We start from the raw sequence: 15,921 nt of genomic DNA on the forward strand, positions 1-15,921 counted from the left end.
CGCGTGGACCACGGTCCACGCGCCCCTCGCCCGTCCGTCAGCCGGCCGCCGGGGCGTTGCGGCCGTCCGGGAGGTCCGCCACGTCCACGTCGGCCGCCTCGACCTCCTCGCGGGTGATCCCGAGCAGGTACAGCACGGTGTCCAGGAACGGCACGTTCACCGCGGTGTCCGCGGCCTCCCGCACCACCGGCTTGGCGTTGAACGCGACACCCAGCCCGGCGGCGTTCAGCATGTCCAGGTCGTTGGCGCCGTCGCCGATCGCCACCGTCTGCTCCAGCGGCACCCGGGCCTGCTCGGCGAACCTGGTCAGCCAGCGCGCCTTGCCCGCCCGGTCGACGATCTCGCCGACCACCCGGCCGGTGAACCTCCCGTCCACCACCTCCAGGGTGTTCGCCGCCGCGAAGTCCAGCCCCAGCTGCTCCACCAGGTGGTCGGTGACCTGGGTGAACCCGCCCGACACCACCGCGACCTGGTAGCCCAGCCGCTGCAGCGTCCGGATCAGGGTCCGCGCCCCGGGTGTGAACCGGACCTCGGCGCGGACCTTCTCCGTCACCGAGGCGTCCAGCCCGGCCAGCAGCGCCACCCGGGCGTGCAGCGACTCGGCGAAGTCCAGCTCGCCGCGCATCGCCGCCGCCGTCACCTCGGCGACCTCCGCCTCGCAGCCCGCGTGGGCGGCGAACAGTTCGATCACCTCGTCCTGGATCAGCGTCGAGTCGACGTCCATGACGACCAGCCGCTTGGCCCGCCGCTCCAGTCCGGCCGCCACCACCGCGACGTCGACCCGCTGGGTGGCCGCCTCCCGCACCAGCTCGGCGCGCAGCAGGTCGGTGGCCACGCCCGAGACGGCCAGCTCGACGGCGGTCACCGGGTACTTGGCGAGCCGGAAGACCCGGTCGATGTTGCCGCCGGAGCCGGTGATCCGGGCGGTCAGCGCGGCGACGGCGGACGCGGTCAGCGGGTGGCCCAGCACGGTGACGTGCGAGCGGCCCTCCCGGCGGGGCCGGTTGTCGCCGATGCCGGAGATGATCTCGGCCTGGAGCTTCTGCTCCTCGGCCCAGCGGTGCACGACGGCCCGCAGGTCGCCCTCGGCGCCCGGCGAGTGCGGCGGGGTGACCAGGGCGCACAGCGTTATCCGGCCACGGGTCACCACCTGTTCGATGTCGATGACCTCGACGCCGAACCCGGCCAGGGTGGCGAAGAGCCCGGTGGTGATACCGGGGCGGTCCTTGCCGAACACCTTGACGAGCAGGGTGCGCCCGTCCTCGGTCCGGGGCTGCGGGGCGGGGAACGGCTCGGCGGCCAAGGGCGATGCGTTCATGGTGCCTCCCACGCTACCCGCAGCCCGGCGCCGCCACGGCACCCGTCCGGGTCGTGGACGGGTCGTGGACGGGCGCGCACGCGCGGTCCCCGGGCGGTGCGCGGACGGTCGGCGAACGGCCGGCGAACGCCCGGGGGACGAGAGCGCGGGCGGAGGTTCCGGACGGGCGTCCGGGACGGGTCGTACAAGCGCGGTCCGCGAATCGTTGCCGCCCGGTCACAGTCCTCGGGGGCGGCTTACACCCGTGGCCGGCGGGCTGGAATGATTCCCCCGTCAGATTCACGATCATTTCGCCCCCACTGACCGGGGCGCACCATCGGGGGAACCGAGAGAGCGGGGCAGACGAGAGTGCCGCAACTCGTCATCGAGATCAACGGGCAGCAGCGGGTCCTGGAACCCGGGCGGTCCTACACCATCGGTCGCAATCCGCAGGCGGACTTCCAGTTCGACGACGCGCGGGTCTCCTGGCAGCACGCCACCATCTCCTTCAACGGGGCGGGTTGGCAGCTGGACGACCACGGGAGCACCAACGGCACCTACACCGGCGGCGCCCGCACCATGCAGGCGCAGCTGTTCCCGGGTGCCGTGGTCAACCTCGGCAACGCCGAGAACGGCCCCCGGCTCGCCTTCTCCGCGCCGGCCGCCCAGCCGGCCGCCCAGGCCCCGGCCTGGCACGAGGCGTCCACCAGCCGCAGCCCCGCCCCGCAGCCGCCGCCCGCGGCCCAGCAGCCGTGGCAGCCCCAGGCGGCCCAGCAGCCCTACCCGCCGCAGGCGCAGGCCCAGCCGCACCTCCAGCAGCCGCCGCACCAGCAGCAATGGCCGCAGCCGCAGGCCCAGCCGCAGCAGCAGGGGTTCCCCCAGGGGTTCCCGCAGCAGCAGGGGTTCCCGCAGCCGTCGCCCGCCGTGCACGACGGCGGCCCGCAGCCGACCGTCATCCGCAACCTGACGGCCGGCATGAAGACCATCCGGATCGGCCGCGCGCTCGACAACGACATCGTCGTCTCCGACCTCCAGGTCTCCCGCCACCACGCCGAGCTGCGCCAGCTGCCCGACGGCCGCTACGAGATCGTCGACCTCGGCAGCCACAACGGCATCTTCCTCAACGGCCTGCGCGTCGAGCGCCAGCTGATCGGGGAGCAGGACCGGCTGACCGTCGGTCACTCCAGCTTCGTGCTGGTCGGCGACCAGCTCCAGGAGTTCGTCGACACCGGCGCGGTCTCCTTCTCCGCCCGCCACCTGACCGTCGAGGTCGAGCACAAGGGCGGCAAGAAGATCCTGCTCAACGACGTCAGCTTCGGCGTCCCGGAGAAGTCCCTGGTCGCGGTCATCGGTCCGTCCGGCTCCGGCAAGTCGACCCTGCTGCGCGCCCTCACCGGCTACCGCCCGGCCGACCGCGGCGACGTCCTGTACGACGGCCGCAACCTCTACAAGCAGTTCGCCGAGCTGCGCTCGCGGATCGGTCTGGTGCCCCAGTCGGAGATCCTGCACAAGGAGCTGACGGTCCGCACCGGCCTCAAGTACGCGGCCCGGCTGCGCTTCCCCGGCGACACCGAGGCCCGCGAGCGCGAGGCCCGGATCGACGAGGTGCTCTACGAGCTGCGCCTCGACAAGCGTGCCGACAACCGGATCACCGCGCTCTCCGGCGGCCAGCAGAAGCGCGTCTCGGTGGCGCTGGAGCTGCTCACCAAGCCCTCGCTGATCTTCCTGGACGAGCCCACCTCGGGCCTCGACCCGGGCATGGACCGCGAGGTCATGCAGATGCTGCGCGGCCTCGCCGACGACGGCCGCACGATCCTGGTGGTCACCCACTCGGTGGCCGAACTCGCCCTCTGCGACCGGCTCCTGGTGATGGCCCCGGGCGGCTCGGTGGCGTACTTCGGCCCGCCGGACGAGGCCCTGCACTTCTTCGGGTACGAGACCTGGGCGGACATCTTCCAGGCCTTCGAGAACTACCCGGACCACGACTGGGCCGGCCGCTACCGCAGCTCGGTGCACCACCAGCAGTACTCGGCCGACGTCGAGTCGGGCACCGTGCAGTCCGCGCAGATCGTCCAGGAGGCGGTCCGTCCGCCGAAGCCGCAGAGCTGGGGCTCCCAGCTCTGGACGCTGATCCGCCGCTACGTCTCGGTGCTCGCCTCGGACCGGGGCTTCCTGGCGCTCTCCGTCCTGCTGCCGGCGGTGCTCGGTGCGGTCAGCGTGCTGATCCCGAACGAACCGGGCCTGGCGCCGAACCCCAAGTCGCAGCTCGGCCTGAACAGCGGCGCCGCGACGATCATGTTGATCCTGGCGATCGGCGCCTGTTTCTCCGGCGCGGCCAACTCGGTCCGCGAGCTGATCAAGGAACGGGCGATCTACGAACGGGAACGGGCCACCGGGCTCTCCCGCTCGGCGTACATGATGTCCAAGATCATCGTGCTGGGCTTCTTCAGCGTGGTCCAGGGCGCGATCATCTCCGCGGTCGGCTTCCTGCCGCGCAAGCTGCCCGCGCACGGCCTGGTCGTCAAGGACCTGCCGATCCTGGAGATGAGCCTCGGCCTGATCCTGCTGAGCTTCGCCTCGATGATGTTCGGCCTGGCGATCTCCGCGCTGGTCAAGACCGCCGAGAAGACCATGCCGCTGCTGGTCATGTTCGCGATCATCCAGGTCGTCTTCACCGGCTGCCTCTTCCAGGTCTTCTCCAAGCCCGGCCTGGAGCAGTTCGCCTGGCTGATGCCGGCCCGCTGGGGCACCGGCATGGTCGCCACCACGCTGGACCTCTCGAAGCTCCTCGGCCCCTGGAACAAGGACTTCCAGAACCCCGAGTACGACGCGATCTGGGGCCACAACGTCGGCCAGTTCTGGTTCGACGCCGGAATCCTGATCCTGATGTCGGTCGTCATCGGCGTCATCGTGACCCGCCTCCAGCGGCGCCACGAGCCCGAGGTCATGCAGAAGGGCTGACCGCCCGCCCGGACGCCCGCGGGGGCGGGCCCGCTCCCACCGGGGAGAGGGCCCGCCCCCGCGGCGTTCCCGGCGGAACCCGGCGTGATCCGGGAGGCGCGTCGTGGCCCGTCCCCGGGCCCGGCGGGCGGGGGCCCGGGGACGGGTCCTAGGCCCGCAGACCTGGTCCCCGCCCGGCCCGGGACCGACGCGCCCGGCCCGCGCACGGCGGTAGGTTGGCGTCATGCCCACCGTGCCAAGCGACCACCGGCACGCCGCACCGCCGCGCGCCGACCGGATCCCGGTCGGACCGCCGCCGGACGGCAGTACGCCCGCCTGCGAACCCTGCCTCGCCGGCATCGAGGCCGTCAGCCAGGCGCTGCTCGCCATGAGCCGCCACCTGGAGGTCCGCGAGGTCCTGCGCCGGATCACCGCGTCCGCCCGCGTCCTGCTCGGCGCCGAGTACGCCGCCCTCGGCGTCCCCGACGACCACGGCGGCTTCGCCCAGTTCGTCGTCGACGGCGTCACCGACGAACAGTGGCGCGCCATCGGCCCGCTGCCCCGCCAGCACGGCGTGCTCGCCGCGATGCTCCACGAGACCACCCCCATCCGGCTCGCCGACGTCCGCCGGGCCCCCGCCTTCGGGGGCTGGCCCGACGCCCACCCCGAGCTGATCGCCTTCCTCGGCATGCCGATCGTCGACCCCGACCACGCCGAGGACGAACCCGCCGTCCTCGGTGTCATCTACCTCGCCAACAAGCGGGGCGGCGGCGGCTTCACCGACCACGACGAGGAACTCCTGCGGATACTCGCCGCGCACGCGGCCCTCGCGCTCTCCAACGCCCGCCTCTACGAGCGCAGCCGCGAACTCACCCTGGCCGGCGAACGCGCCCGGATCGCCCACGACCTGCACGACGCCGTCTCGCAGAAGCTCTTCTCGCTGCGCCTCACCGCCAAGGCCGCCGCCAAGCTCGTCGACCGCGACCCGGCCCGCGCCCGCGCCGAACTCGCCGAGGTCGCCCGGCTCGCCGCCGAGGCCGCCGACGAACTGCGCGCCGTCGTCGTCGAACTGCGCCCCGCCGCGCTGGAGGAGGACGGCCTGAGCGCCACCCTCGCCTCCCAGGTGCAGGTCCTCGACCGCGCCCACACCGCCGACATCGCCTACGCCGCCGACGGCGTCCGCGCCCTCCCGCAGGCCCAGGAGGCCGCGCTGCTGCGGGTCGCCCAGGAGGCCCTGCACAACGCCCTGCGCCACTCCGGGGCCCGCCGAGTCACGGTCACCCTGGCCGGCACGCCCGGCCGCGGCGCCGTGCTCCGGGTCAGCGACAACGGCCGGGGCTTCGACCCCGAGTCGGTCCGCCGGGCCGGCCGCCACCTCGGACTCGCCTCGATGCGCGACCGTGCCGCCGCCGTCGGCGGCCGGCTCGACCTGGAGTCCGCCCCCGGCAAGGGCACGGTCGTCGAGATGGAGGTCCCCGGTGCCTGACACCCTGCCCGCGATCCGCGTCCTGCTGGTCGACGACCACCAGGTGGTCCGCCGGGGCCTGCGCACCTTCCTGGAGGTGCAGGACGACATCGAGGTGGTCGGCGAGGCAGCCGACGGGGCCGAGGGCGTCGACCGGGCCCGCGCCCTCGACCCCGACGTCGTGCTGATGGACCTCAAGATGCCCGGCGTCGACGGCATCGAGGCGCTGCGCACCCTCAAGGAGGAGGGCAGCCGGGCCCGGATCCTCATCGTCACCAGCTTCACCGAGCACCGCACCATGGTCCCCGCGCTGCGGGCCGGCGCCGCCGGCTACGTCTACAAGGACGTCGACCCAGAGGCGCTGGCCGGCGCGATCCGCTCGGTCCACGCCGGCCACGTGCTGCTCCAGCCGGAACTCGCCGAGGCCCTGCTCGCCGACGACGGCCCGCGCGCACCGCAGGGCCGCGGCGGCACCCTCACCGAGCGCGAGCGCGAGGTGCTCGGCCACATCTCCGACGGCCGCTCCAACCGGGAGATCGCGCGCAGCCTCCACCTCTCCGAGAAGACGGTGAAGACGCACGTCTCCAACATCCTCATGAAGCTCGACCTCGCCGACCGCACCCAGGCCGCGCTCTGGGCCGTCCGGCACGGCGAGACCCGCTAGCACGGCGAGACCCGCCGGGGAGGGTCCCGCGGGACACTCCCCGGTCCGCCGGCCGGGAGCGGCAGGTCAGTGCTGCTCCCGCTCGTCCACCAGCGCGTTGTACGCCGCCACCTGGGCCCGGCGGGCCGTGCGCCACAGCGGCGCCAGCACCGCCTGCCGGGCCGCGATCTCCGAGGCGCTCACCGCCGCGCCGTGACTGCCCGAGGCGATCGTCAGCAGCGCCGCCACCTGGCGCGCCGACTCCAGCACCCGCACCGCACGCGGGGGGTACCCCGGCGCGAGCAGCTCGCTGTGCCCGCGCCGCCGGAACGCCTCCAGCGCCCGCAGCGCCTCCGGCCCGGCCCCGGCCACGTCCAGCCGGGTCAGCAGCACGGTCGCCCGGCGCAGCCCGTCCGTGAGCTCGAACTCGGCCTCGTGCAGCGACGGCACGTCGGCCGGCGGGGCGTCGTTCACCTCGGAACAGCGCCACAGCACGGTCGCCGAACGGTCCCCGGGCGGCCCGAACACCTCCACCTCGGGCACCAGCCCCAGCGGCGCCCCGACCGCCAGCACGGCCTCGCCGGACACCATCGCGCGGTCGTTGAACGGCGCCGGGCCGGTCAGCCCCAGCGGGTGCCCGGCCGACGGCAGCGCCAGCCGCAGGCCCCGCACACCCAGCACCCGCAGCCGGCCCAGTGCCCAGGTGAGCCCGTGCCGGTCGTCCGGTCCGTCACCGGGCAGACCGGTCACCCGGTGGCTGTCGTCGGCCCCCAGCACCGCCGCGGCGGCGTCGTCCGGCGGCACCAGACCGGCCAGCAGGGCGTTGCCCCAGGCGGCCAGCCGCCCCGAACGGGGCTCTTCGTACGGATTGTCGGCAGGAGAGGCGAGCATCCGGCCAGCCTACGGAATCGGCGGCCACCCGCGTGGCGTAGGTTTGCCCATGCGTGCGGCGCCCGCCTCCGTGCCCACCGGCCGCCGGAGTGGGCCGCCCGCCCGCACCGACGGCCGTATATCTGTTTTTGGGGAAGGCGTAGGCATGAGCGACGTGCTGGAGCTGGTGGACGTAACCGTGGTCCGGGAGGGGCGCGCGCTGGTCGACCAGGTCTCGTGGTCCATCTCCGAGGGTGAGCGCTGGGTCATCCTCGGCCCGAACGGCGCCGGCAAGACCACCCTGCTGCAGATCGCCTCCTCGTACCTCTTCCCGACCGCCGGCAAGGTCACCGTCCTCGGCGAGAAGCTCGGCGAGGTCGACGTCTTCGAGCTGCGCTCCCGGATCGGCCTGGCCGGCGCCGCCATGTTCGACAAGCTGCCCGCCGAGCAGACCGTCCTGCAGACGGTGCTCACCGCCGCGTACGGCATGACCGTCACCTGGCAGGAGACCTACGAGCAGAACGACGAGTCCCGCGCGCTCGCCCTGCTCGACCGCCTCGGCATGGCCGGCCTCACCGACCGCCGCTTCGGCACCCTCTCCGAGGGCGAGCGCAAGCGCACCCTGATCGCCCGCGCCCTGATGACCGACCCCGAGCTGCTGCTGCTCGACGAGCCCGCCGCCGGCCTCGACCTCGGCGGCCGCGAGGACCTCATCCGCCGCCTCGGCGCGCTGGCCCAGGACGAGTTCGCACCGGCCATGGCGATGGTCACCCACCACGTCGAGGAGATCGCCCCCGGCTTCACCCACGTCCTGATGATCCGCCAGGGCAAGGTGCTCACCGCGGGCCCGATCGACACCGAACTGACGGCGCGCAACCTCTCCCGCTGCTTCGGCCTGCCGCTGACCCTGGAGCGCCACGGCGACCGCTGGTCCGCCCAGGGCCTGCCGCTCGGCTGAGCCCCCGTCGCCCCGCCGTCCGCCGCCCCCGGAGGCGGCCTGAACTCCGCTGAACTGGAACCGGTCGCACGTGCGACCGGTTTCCGCCCCTCCACCTGCGGGAACTGACCGCCTCGAAGGCCCTTCCCTCCCTAGGATGGACACGTGGACAGCTGGATCTGGTGGCTCCTGGTCACCGTCGGCCTCGGCATACCGTTGGTGATCACCACGATGCCGGAGTTCGCCATGTTCGCCGTCGGCGCGCTCGCCGCGGCCGGAGTGGCGGCCCTGGGGGCGGATCCGGTCTGGCAGGTCCTGACCTTCGTCGCGGCCTCGGTCGCGCAGCTGGTCGTCGTCCGCCCGATCGCCTACCGGGCACTGCGGAAGGGCCCGCAGATCAAGATGGGCATCGAGGCGCTCACGGGCGCCACCGCGGTCGTCGCGGAAAGGGTCGACGGGGAGGGCGGCCGGATCAAGCTCAACGGCGAGATCTGGTCCGCCCGCGCGCTCCACCCCGGCCAGGTGTACCAGCCGGGGGAGCAGGTCGACGTCGTCGAAATCCAGGGCGCGACCGCCCTGGTCGTCTAGGGGAGAGCTCCGTGGAACCCGTCCTTATCGTCCTGGTCGTCCTGGTCGTGGTGGCCTTCATCGCGCTGATCAAGACGATTCAGGTCATCCCGCAGGCCAGCGCCGCGATCGTGGAGCGCTTCGGCCGCTACACCCGGACGCTCAACGCAGGACTGAACATCGTCGTGCCGTTCATCGACCGCGTCCGCAACCGGATCGACCTGCGCGAGCAGGTCGTGCCGTTCCCGCCGCAGCCGGTGATCACCCAGGACAACCTGGTGGTCAACATCGACACGGTGATCTACTACCAGGTCACCGACCCGCGGGCGGCCACCTACGAGGTCGCCAGCTACATCCAGGCCATCGAGCAGCTCACCGTCACCACGCTGCGCAACATCATCGGCTCGATGGACCTCGAATCCACCCTCACCTCGCGCGAGGTCATCAACGCCGGCCTGCGCGGCGTGCTCGACGAGGCCACCGGCAAGTGGGGCATCCGGGTCAACCGCGTGGAGCTCAAGGCCATCGAGCCGCCGACCTCCATCCAGGACTCGATGGAGAAGCAGATGCGCGCCGAGCGCGACAAGCGCGCCGCGATCCTCACCGCCGAGGGCAACCGGCAGTCGCAGATCCTGCGCGCCGAGGGCGAGAAGCAGGCCGAGGTCCTCAAGGCCGAGGGCGAGGCCCAGGCGGCCGTGCTGCGCGCCGACGGTGAGGCCGCCGCCATCCGGACCGTCTTCGAGGCGATCCACGACGGCGACGCCGACCAGAAGCTGCTCGCCTACCAGTACCTGCAGACCCTGCCCGAACTGGCCAAGGGCGACGCCAACAAGCTCTGGATCATCCCGAGCGAGGTCGGCGACGCGCTCAAGGGCCTCGGCGGCGCGTTCACCGGCCTGACCGGCAACGGCGGCGGTGCCAACGGCGGCGCGGTGGCCGCCCCCAGCGCCGCCCCGGCCGCCCCGCCGGCCTCGACCCAGGTCCCGATCGACCCGGCCGCCGGCCCGCGCCCGCTGGACACCGACACCAAGGGGTCCGCGCGGCCCCGGATCGACCCGCTCCGCGAGTACCGCAAGATCGACCCGGAGTGACCGGACGGCCCGCCGGGGCCGACCGCCGCCCGCGACAGGGCCCGCCTCCCGTACCGCACGGGGGCGGGCCCTCGCGGTTCCCGGCCCGGCCGCGCGGAGCCGCCCCGACTGTGGCGTACGTCCCGAATCCCGGGCGCCTCTGGAACCTCCGGCCGCCCGTCCGGCATGATCACCGCGACAGGACCCCCACCGGAGGTGGCTCATGACAGTCTGGGAGGCGATCGCCGTCCTGGTGGCAGGCGTCGGCGCCGGGATGATCAATGTGATCGTCGGCTCCGGCACCCTCATCACCTTCCCCGTCCTGCTCGCCGTGGGACTCCCGCCGGTCACCGCCAACGTCTCCAACTCCTTCGGCCTGGTGCCCGGTTCGCTCAGCGGCGTGATCGGCTACCGCCGCGAACTGGCCGGCCAGGGCGCCCGGCTGCTCCGCTTCGGCACCGCCTCGCTGCTCGGCGGCGTCCTCGGCGCCTACCTGCTGATCCGGCTGCCCAGCGCCGCCTTCGACGCGATCGTCCCGGTGCTGATCCTGCTCGCCCTCGTCCTGGTGGTCCTGCAGCCCCGGGTCGCCAGGGCCGTCGCCGCCCGCCGCCGCCCCGACGGCGACCCGCACGGCGGCCCGCTGCTGCTCGCCGGCATCTTCCTCACCGGCGTCTACGGCGGTTACTTCGGCGCCGCCCAGGGCGTGCTGCTGCTGGCCCTGATGGGCATGCTGCTCCAGGAGGACCTCCAGCGGATCAACGGCGTGAAGAACGCCCTCGCGATGATCGTCAACGGTGTCGCCGCGCTGTTCTTCCTCTTCACCTCGACCGTCGACTGGGCCGCCGCGGGACTGATCGCCGTCGGCTCGCTGATCGGGGGACTGGCCGGGGCCAGGGTCGGCCGCAGGCTCCCGCCCCAGGCGCTGCGGGCCGTCATCGTCGTCGTGGGTCTGGTCGCCGTCGTCAAACTGCTCGCCACCTGACCCGCGTTCCGGAAGGCTCCGTCCGATCCCGCCGGAAGGACGTCCCGCGGGCCCGGATCCGGGCCCGGTCCGGGTCGGCGCGAGGTGTCGCCGGTCCCGGGCGGCCCGGCCCCGGTATGTTCCTGTGCGTGCGCGTTCCGCGCGCCGAGCACCGGGGGACGAGCGGCGCCGGCCCCGACCGCGGCGGCCGGCCCGCCACCCGCCCACCGGCTCGGAAGCCGACCACCGACCGCCGCAGGAGTGGACCGATGAGCCGTGCACGGCTGACCGAGGACGAGATCACCGCCGGCCTGACCGGCCTGCCGCACTGGACGCGCGAGGGCGACGGCATCGCCCGGACCGCCGACGCCCCCGACTTCCCGGCCGGGATCCGGGTCGTCACGGCCGTCGCCGCGGCAGCCGAGGAGATGGACCACCACCCCGACATCGACATCCGCTGGCGCACCCTGCGTTTCGTCCTCTCCACCCACAGCGCCGGCGGCCTGACCGCGCTCGACCTCCGCCTCGCGGCCCGGATCGACGCGGCCCTGGCCGCCGAGTCCGCCGGGTAACGCCGGCCGGCGCCCGACGGGCGGCCCCGGAGCGGACGGTTCCGGGGCGCTCCGGGCCGCTCGGGGACGCGTGAGATGCTGGCTGCCGCAGTTCGGGCGGTCGCGGGACGGGAGGGACGGAACGGATGACTCAGGATCCCCTCGGCGACGGCCACGCGCAGCAGTGGTACCCGCAGCCGGCACCTCGGGAGTGGCCGCAGGAATGGCCCCGGGAGGGCCAGGACCAGGAGTGGTCCGCGTCCCGGGCGCCCTGGCCGGGGGAGCAGGTCGCCTTCCTCCCGTACGACCCGTACGGGCAGGTCCAGCCGCAGCCGCAGCCCTACGCCCCGGAGGGGTACCCCGCCGGGAACGCCGGGGAGGAGCAGTACGCGCCGTACGTCGTGGTCCCGCAGCAGCCGGGCGAGCAGCTGTACGCGCCCGCCGGCGCCGAGTACACCCCCGACGGCTATGTGCACTTGGAGCCGGAGCCGGAGCCGTCGCCCTCGCCGGAGCCCGCTCCCCAGCCGTCGTCCGGTGCCGGTGCCGCGCCGTCGCGGCGGGCCGGCCGCTCCGGGCGGGCCGACCGGGCCTCCGGCCCCCGGGCGAAGGCCGGTGCCGCCGCGGACGCCGTCGCCGCCGCCGGGCACACGCCGGGCCGCCGCGCCCTGCTGGTGCGCAGCGGAGCGGGCCTCGCCGCGCTGGGCGTCCTGATCGCGGCCGCGCTGGTGGTCGGCGCGGAGGACGGCGGCAGCGCCTCCGCCGACGACGCCGACGATGGAGACCCGGGCTTCACGGTCGCCCACACCCGGACGTGGGCCGCCGCGGCCGACACCGCCACGCCCGGCGGTGACGACACCCTCGTCGGCAGCTGGCTGCTCGACGGCGCCGTGGTGCGCGCCGACGCCACCGGCGTGCGCGCCTACGACCTGGCGGACGGCCGCCCGGCCTGGACGGTGGCACCGCCCGCCGCCGGAGCCGTCCCCTGCGGGCTCTCGCCGACCGTCGGCCGCTCCGGCCTCGGCGCCGTGCTGTTCCGGCCCCGGGCCGACCCGAAGAGCCCCTGCGCCCTGGTCACCGCCGTCGACACCAAGGACGGCCGGGCCGTGTGGACCAAACAGCTCTCCGACACCAAGGGCGGCTACGGCGCACGCGTCGGCGTCACCGACGACCAGGTGATCGCGGTCGGCGACAGCCGTGCCGTCGCCTGGCAGTCCGCCGACGGCGCGGACGTCTGGCAGTACACCGGGCAGGGGAAGTTCTGCACCCTCTCCGGCGGCGTCTCCGACGGGACCGTCCTGGTCGCCAGCACCTGCGCCGACTCCACCCCCGTCGACCAGGCCGTCGCGCTGAACACCGCCGACGGCAAGGTCTCCTGGTGGCGCGGCCTGAACAACCGGCCGAGGACCGCGACCGTGCTCTCCGCCGATCCGCCGGTGGTCCTCACCACCGGGGAGAAGCCCGAGGACGACCGGGTGTTCGCCTGGGGCCGGACCGGTGATCCCGCCGCCGAGATACCCGTCACCGGAGCCGACGGCCGGCTGGACGTCGGCCACGGAACGTTCTCGGCCAATCCCGGAGTCTTCTTCCAGGACCGCACGATGGTCACCACGACGGTCCCGGCCGACCCGGCGAACGGCGCCGGACAGGTCTCGGTGGCCGCCTACGACCTCGACACCGGCAAGCAGCGCTGGCGGACGGCCGCCCGGGCGAAGGGCGCCGTCCGGGCCGTCGGCACGGACGGCGCAGCGCTGGTCCTCGCCGTCGACGAGCGCCTCGACCAGCCGGCCCACCTCAGCCGCTTCGCCCTGGACGGCGGCCGGGAGACGGTCGGCGGCAACTTCCCCGCCGGCACCGGCTCGCTGCTGGTCTCCGGCCGCGTCCTGATCGGCGGCGGCCGGGTCGTCGCCGTCCCCGAGCACGCGACCAACTTCGGCACGGCGACGGGTTTCCGCGCGAAGGAGTGAGCCCGGCAGGGCCGGGAACCGACCTCCCCCCGTCGGTTCCCGGCCCTGTTTCCCCCTGGATCCCCCCGGTTCACGGTCCTCCGCCGCCGGGAAGGGGCGGCGGAGGATCAGGCGGCGGACGGCGCGGGGGCGCCGAGCGCCTGGGCCGGCAGCCAGTCGGCCAGCTCCCGGACGTCCGAACCGCGCAGCCCCAGCGCCATCATCAGCGTGGCCTGCGGAGTCGGCACGAACGGCTTGCGGAGCAGCTTCATCCCCGCCTGCTCGGGCGTCCGGTCGGCCTTGCGCTGGTTGTCCTCGGAGCAGGCGGCCACCGTGTTCAGCCAGGTGTCGCCGCCACCGCGGGACCGGGGCTGCACGTGGTCCACCGTGGTGGCCCGCCGCCCGCAGTAGGCGCACAGGTGCTGGTCCCGGACGAGCACCCCGCGGCGCGACCACGGAGCCTGTTGTCGGAAGGGCACCCGGACGTACCGCTGGAGTCTGATCACCCGCGGAACCGGTACCGTCACCCCGGTCCCGCGCATGGTGCGCAGCGGATGCGCCTGTTCCACCACGGCCTTGTCCTGGAGTACCAGGACCACGGCGCGCTGGAGGGACACCGTCGTCAGCGGCTCGTAGCTTGCGTTCAGAACCAGCGTGCTGCGCACCTCGGCCACCCTTCCAACGGGCGTGCCACGGCGGCACGACCGTCACTGCACACGTCACTGCCGCCGTGCGGCGGTGGGACCACTCTGAAGGGGCCCACCGCCGTCGAACAACGGAATTTCCGGTGTCGGGAAGGGGCATGCGCACGTCGGGACCCGGCCGGCGCGGCGCGTCCATGCCAGTCCGGCAGAAAGTCGCTGGCCCGGACCGCGTAGGCTCTACAACGCTGGAGCCGTCCCGCTCCGGGGCCCGACCGGACCGGGCCCGCACCGGGCGGGCGCCCGACCGAAGGAGAAGCGTGACCGTGACGGACATCGTCGACGAGCTGCGGTGGCGTGGGCTGATCGCCCTGTCCACCGACGAGGACGCACTGCGCAAGGCGTTCGCGGACGGCCCGGTCACGTTCTATTGCGGCTTCGACCCGACGGCCCCGAGCCTGCACCTCGGCAACCTGGTGCAGATCCTCACCATGCGCCGGATCCAGCAGGCGGGGAACCTCCCGCTCGGTCTGGTCGGCGGTGCCACCGGCCTGATCGGCGACCCGAAGCCCACCGCCGAGCGCGTGCTCAACGACCCCGAGACGGTGGCCGGCTGGGTGGAGCGCCTGCGTGGCCAGATCTCGCGCTTCCTCGACTTCGAGGGTCCCTACGCGGCGCGCATGGTCAACAACCTGGACTGGACCTCCGGGATGTCCGCGATCAGCCTGCTGCGCGACGTCGGCAAGTACTTCCGGGTCAACAACATGATCGCCAAGGAGGCCGTCGCCAGGCGGCTCAACTCCGACGCGGGGATCAGTTACACCGAGTTCAGCTACCAGATCCTCCAGGGCATGGACTACCTGGAGCTGAACCGCCGCTACGGCTGCACCCTCCAGACCGGCGGCAGCGACCAGTGGGGCAACCTCACCGCCGGCACGGACCTCATCCGCAAGGCGGACGCCAAGTCGGTGCACGCGCTGGCCACCCCGCTCATCGTCAAGGCCGACGGCACCAAGTTCGGCAAGACGGAGTCCGGCACGGTCTGGCTCGACCCCGAGCTGACCACCCCGTACGCCTTCTACCAGTTCTGGCTGAACGCCGACGACCGGGACGTCCCCAACTTCCTGCGGATCTTCAGTTTCCGCTCGAAGGAGGAGATCGAGGAGCTGGAGCGCGAGACCACCGAGCGCCCCGCGGCCCGGCTCGCCCAGCGTGCCCTCGCCGAGGAGCTGACCACGCTGGTGCACGGCGCGGACCAGTACGAGCGTGCGGTCGCCGCCTCCAAGGCGCTGTTCGGCCAGGGCGACCTCGCCGACCTGGAGGCCCCGACCCTGACCGCCGCGCTCGCCGAGGTTCCGAAGGCCGCGATCACCGAGCTCCAGTCGATCGTCGACCTGCTGGTCGCCGTCGGTCTCTCCCCGAGCCGCTCGGCCGCCCGCCGGACGATCAAGGAGGGCGGTGCCTACCTCAACAACGTCAAGGTGACGGACGAGGAGGCGGTGCCGGCCGAGGCCGATCTCCTGCACGGTCGCTGGCTGGTCCTGCGCCGCGGCAAGCGGAACCTGGCCGCGGCCGAGCTGGCCGAGTGACCACTGCGGCCGGAGTGGCCGAAGTGGCCGGAAGTGCCAATTGACTGAAATGCGATGCCGCTGACCTGCGGCTTCGACCCTCAGGGGCGGGATCCAGCCGGATCCCGCCCCTGATGTTTGACGATGTCCTCCAGGTGGCCTAGTGTTGAACGAGTCGCTGAAGCGGCCACCCCACTCAGCGCGTCTCGTCCAGAGCATGAATTTCGATTGACTCTCGGAATGCGCTAACGTGGACGGCGTCGCAGAAAGTGGCCCCGACCAGTTCGGGAAATCGGATGAATGAAACTCCGGAAAACGGAGCGGAAAACGTCTGGTAAGCTGGAAACACGAAAGAACGAAGCGCCCGGAGGGTCGGTGTGAAAGCCGCCTGAAGGAAGTGTCCGTTCCTTGAGAACTCAACAGCGTGCCAAAAGTCAACGCCAGATATGTTGACATCCCCGGCCTCGG

At 73.2% G+C, this 15,921-nt stretch carries 13 protein-coding genes; 10 read left to right on the forward strand and 3 right to left on the reverse strand.

From position 1 onward, the window contains the following. Nucleotides 1–37 precede the first annotated feature (37 nt). Nucleotides 38–1,318, reverse strand: coding sequence for a phosphoserine phosphatase SerB (serB, locus tag ACFCX4_RS24865; protein ID WP_376146302.1), 1,281 nt, complete (start codon nt 1,316–1,318; stop codon nt 38–40). A gap of 348 nt (nt 1,319–1,666) precedes the next feature. Between serB and ACFCX4_RS24870 the strand changes: the two genes are divergently transcribed. The 3 genes from ACFCX4_RS24870 to ACFCX4_RS24880 all read left to right on the forward strand — a co-directional run bounded on the left by ACFCX4_RS24870 (nt 1,667) and on the right by ACFCX4_RS24880 (nt 6,366). Further along, nucleotides 1,667–4,258 (forward strand): FHA domain-containing protein, encoded by a 2,592-nt coding sequence (locus tag ACFCX4_RS24870; RefSeq protein WP_376146305.1) that lies wholly within the window; start codon nt 1,667–1,669, stop codon nt 4,256–4,258. A gap of 367 nt (nt 4,259–4,625) precedes the next feature. After that, a complete protein-coding gene (locus tag ACFCX4_RS24875) occupies nt 4,626–5,723 on the forward strand; it encodes a GAF domain-containing sensor histidine kinase (RefSeq protein WP_376146333.1) in 1,098 nt (365 codons plus the stop codon). Further along, entirely contained in the window at nt 5,716–6,366 is a 651-nt protein-coding gene (locus tag ACFCX4_RS24880; RefSeq protein WP_376146308.1) for a response regulator, read from the forward strand. Before ACFCX4_RS24875 ends, ACFCX4_RS24880 begins: the two co-directional genes overlap by 8 nt. A 66-nt stretch (nt 6,367–6,432) precedes the next feature. Here ACFCX4_RS24880 and ACFCX4_RS24885 read toward each other — a convergent pair whose 3' ends face one another. Further along, nucleotides 6,433–7,236, reverse strand: a complete 804-nt coding sequence (locus tag ACFCX4_RS24885) for a hypothetical protein (protein WP_376146311.1) — start codon at nt 7,234–7,236, stop codon at nt 6,433–6,435. A gap of 145 nt (nt 7,237–7,381) precedes the next feature. Between ACFCX4_RS24885 and ACFCX4_RS24890 the strand changes: the two genes are divergently transcribed. The 6 genes from ACFCX4_RS24890 to ACFCX4_RS24915 all read left to right on the forward strand — a co-directional run bounded on the left by ACFCX4_RS24890 (nt 7,382) and on the right by ACFCX4_RS24915 (nt 13,265). After that, nucleotides 7,382–8,173 carry an ABC transporter ATP-binding protein gene (locus ACFCX4_RS24890; RefSeq protein WP_376146313.1) on the forward strand — a complete coding sequence of 264 codons (792 nt, stop codon included), beginning with the start codon at nt 7,382–7,384 and terminating at the stop codon, nt 8,171–8,173. Between the two features lie 144 nt (nt 8,174–8,317). Beyond that, nucleotides 8,318–8,740: an NfeD family protein gene (locus tag ACFCX4_RS24895; protein ID WP_376146316.1), complete on the forward strand. Its 423-nt coding sequence runs from the start codon at nt 8,318–8,320 to the stop codon at nt 8,738–8,740. 11 nt (nt 8,741–8,751) lie between these two features. After that, complete coding sequence (locus ACFCX4_RS24900; RefSeq protein ID WP_376146319.1) at nt 8,752–9,810, forward strand: SPFH domain-containing protein; 1,059 nt, start codon at nt 8,752–8,754, stop codon at nt 9,808–9,810. Nucleotides 9,811–10,012: 202 nt separating this feature from the next. Next, complete coding sequence (locus ACFCX4_RS24905; protein WP_376146322.1) at nt 10,013–10,771, forward strand: sulfite exporter TauE/SafE family protein; 759 nt, start codon at nt 10,013–10,015, stop codon at nt 10,769–10,771. Nucleotides 10,772–11,019: 248 nt separating this feature from the next. After that, the gene (locus ACFCX4_RS24910) at nt 11,020–11,322 is read left to right on the forward strand and encodes a 4a-hydroxytetrahydrobiopterin dehydratase (RefSeq protein ID WP_376146325.1); all 303 of its coding nucleotides are present in this window, start codon (nt 11,020–11,022) and stop codon (nt 11,320–11,322) included. A gap of 125 nt (nt 11,323–11,447) precedes the next feature. Continuing rightward, complete coding sequence (locus ACFCX4_RS24915) at nt 11,448–13,265, forward strand: PQQ-binding-like beta-propeller repeat protein (RefSeq protein WP_376146328.1); 1,818 nt, start codon at nt 11,448–11,450, stop codon at nt 13,263–13,265. Between the two features lie 107 nt (nt 13,266–13,372). Here ACFCX4_RS24915 and ACFCX4_RS24920 read toward each other — a convergent pair whose 3' ends face one another. Further along, entirely contained in the window at nt 13,373–13,909 is a 537-nt protein-coding gene (locus ACFCX4_RS24920) for an HNH endonuclease (protein WP_376146330.1), read from the reverse strand. A gap of 302 nt (nt 13,910–14,211) precedes the next feature. Between ACFCX4_RS24920 and tyrS the strand changes: the two genes are divergently transcribed. Beyond that, nucleotides 14,212–15,474, forward strand: a complete 1,263-nt coding sequence (gene tyrS / locus ACFCX4_RS24925) for a tyrosine--tRNA ligase (protein ID WP_376146336.1) — start codon at nt 14,212–14,214, stop codon at nt 15,472–15,474. Nucleotides 15,475–15,921: the final 447 nt, after the last annotated feature.

This window comes from Kitasatospora sp. NPDC056327 (genome assembly GCF_042261735.1).
In the GTDB taxonomy this organism is placed as follows: Bacteria; Actinomycetota; Actinomycetes; order Streptomycetales; family Streptomycetaceae; genus Kitasatospora.

Coding starts and splice junctions, on each gene's coding strand:
- serB (WP_376146302.1), bottom strand. CDS start 1,318: ATGAACGCATCGCCCTTGGCCGCCGAGCCGTTCCCCGCCCCGCAGCCC.
- ACFCX4_RS24875 (WP_376146333.1), top strand. CDS start 4,626: ATGAGCCGCCACCTGGAGGTCCGCGAGGTCCTGCGCCGGATCACCGCG.
- ACFCX4_RS24885 (WP_376146311.1), bottom strand. CDS start 7,236: ATGCTCGCCTCTCCTGCCGACAATCCGTACGAAGAGCCCCGTTCGGGG.
- ACFCX4_RS24890 (WP_376146313.1), top strand. CDS start 7,382: ATGAGCGACGTGCTGGAGCTGGTGGACGTAACCGTGGTCCGGGAGGGG.
- ACFCX4_RS24905 (WP_376146322.1), top strand. CDS start 10,013: ATGACAGTCTGGGAGGCGATCGCCGTCCTGGTGGCAGGCGTCGGCGCC.
- ACFCX4_RS24910 (WP_376146325.1), top strand. CDS start 11,020: ATGAGCCGTGCACGGCTGACCGAGGACGAGATCACCGCCGGCCTGACC.
- ACFCX4_RS24915 (WP_376146328.1), top strand. CDS start 11,448: ATGACTCAGGATCCCCTCGGCGACGGCCACGCGCAGCAGTGGTACCCG.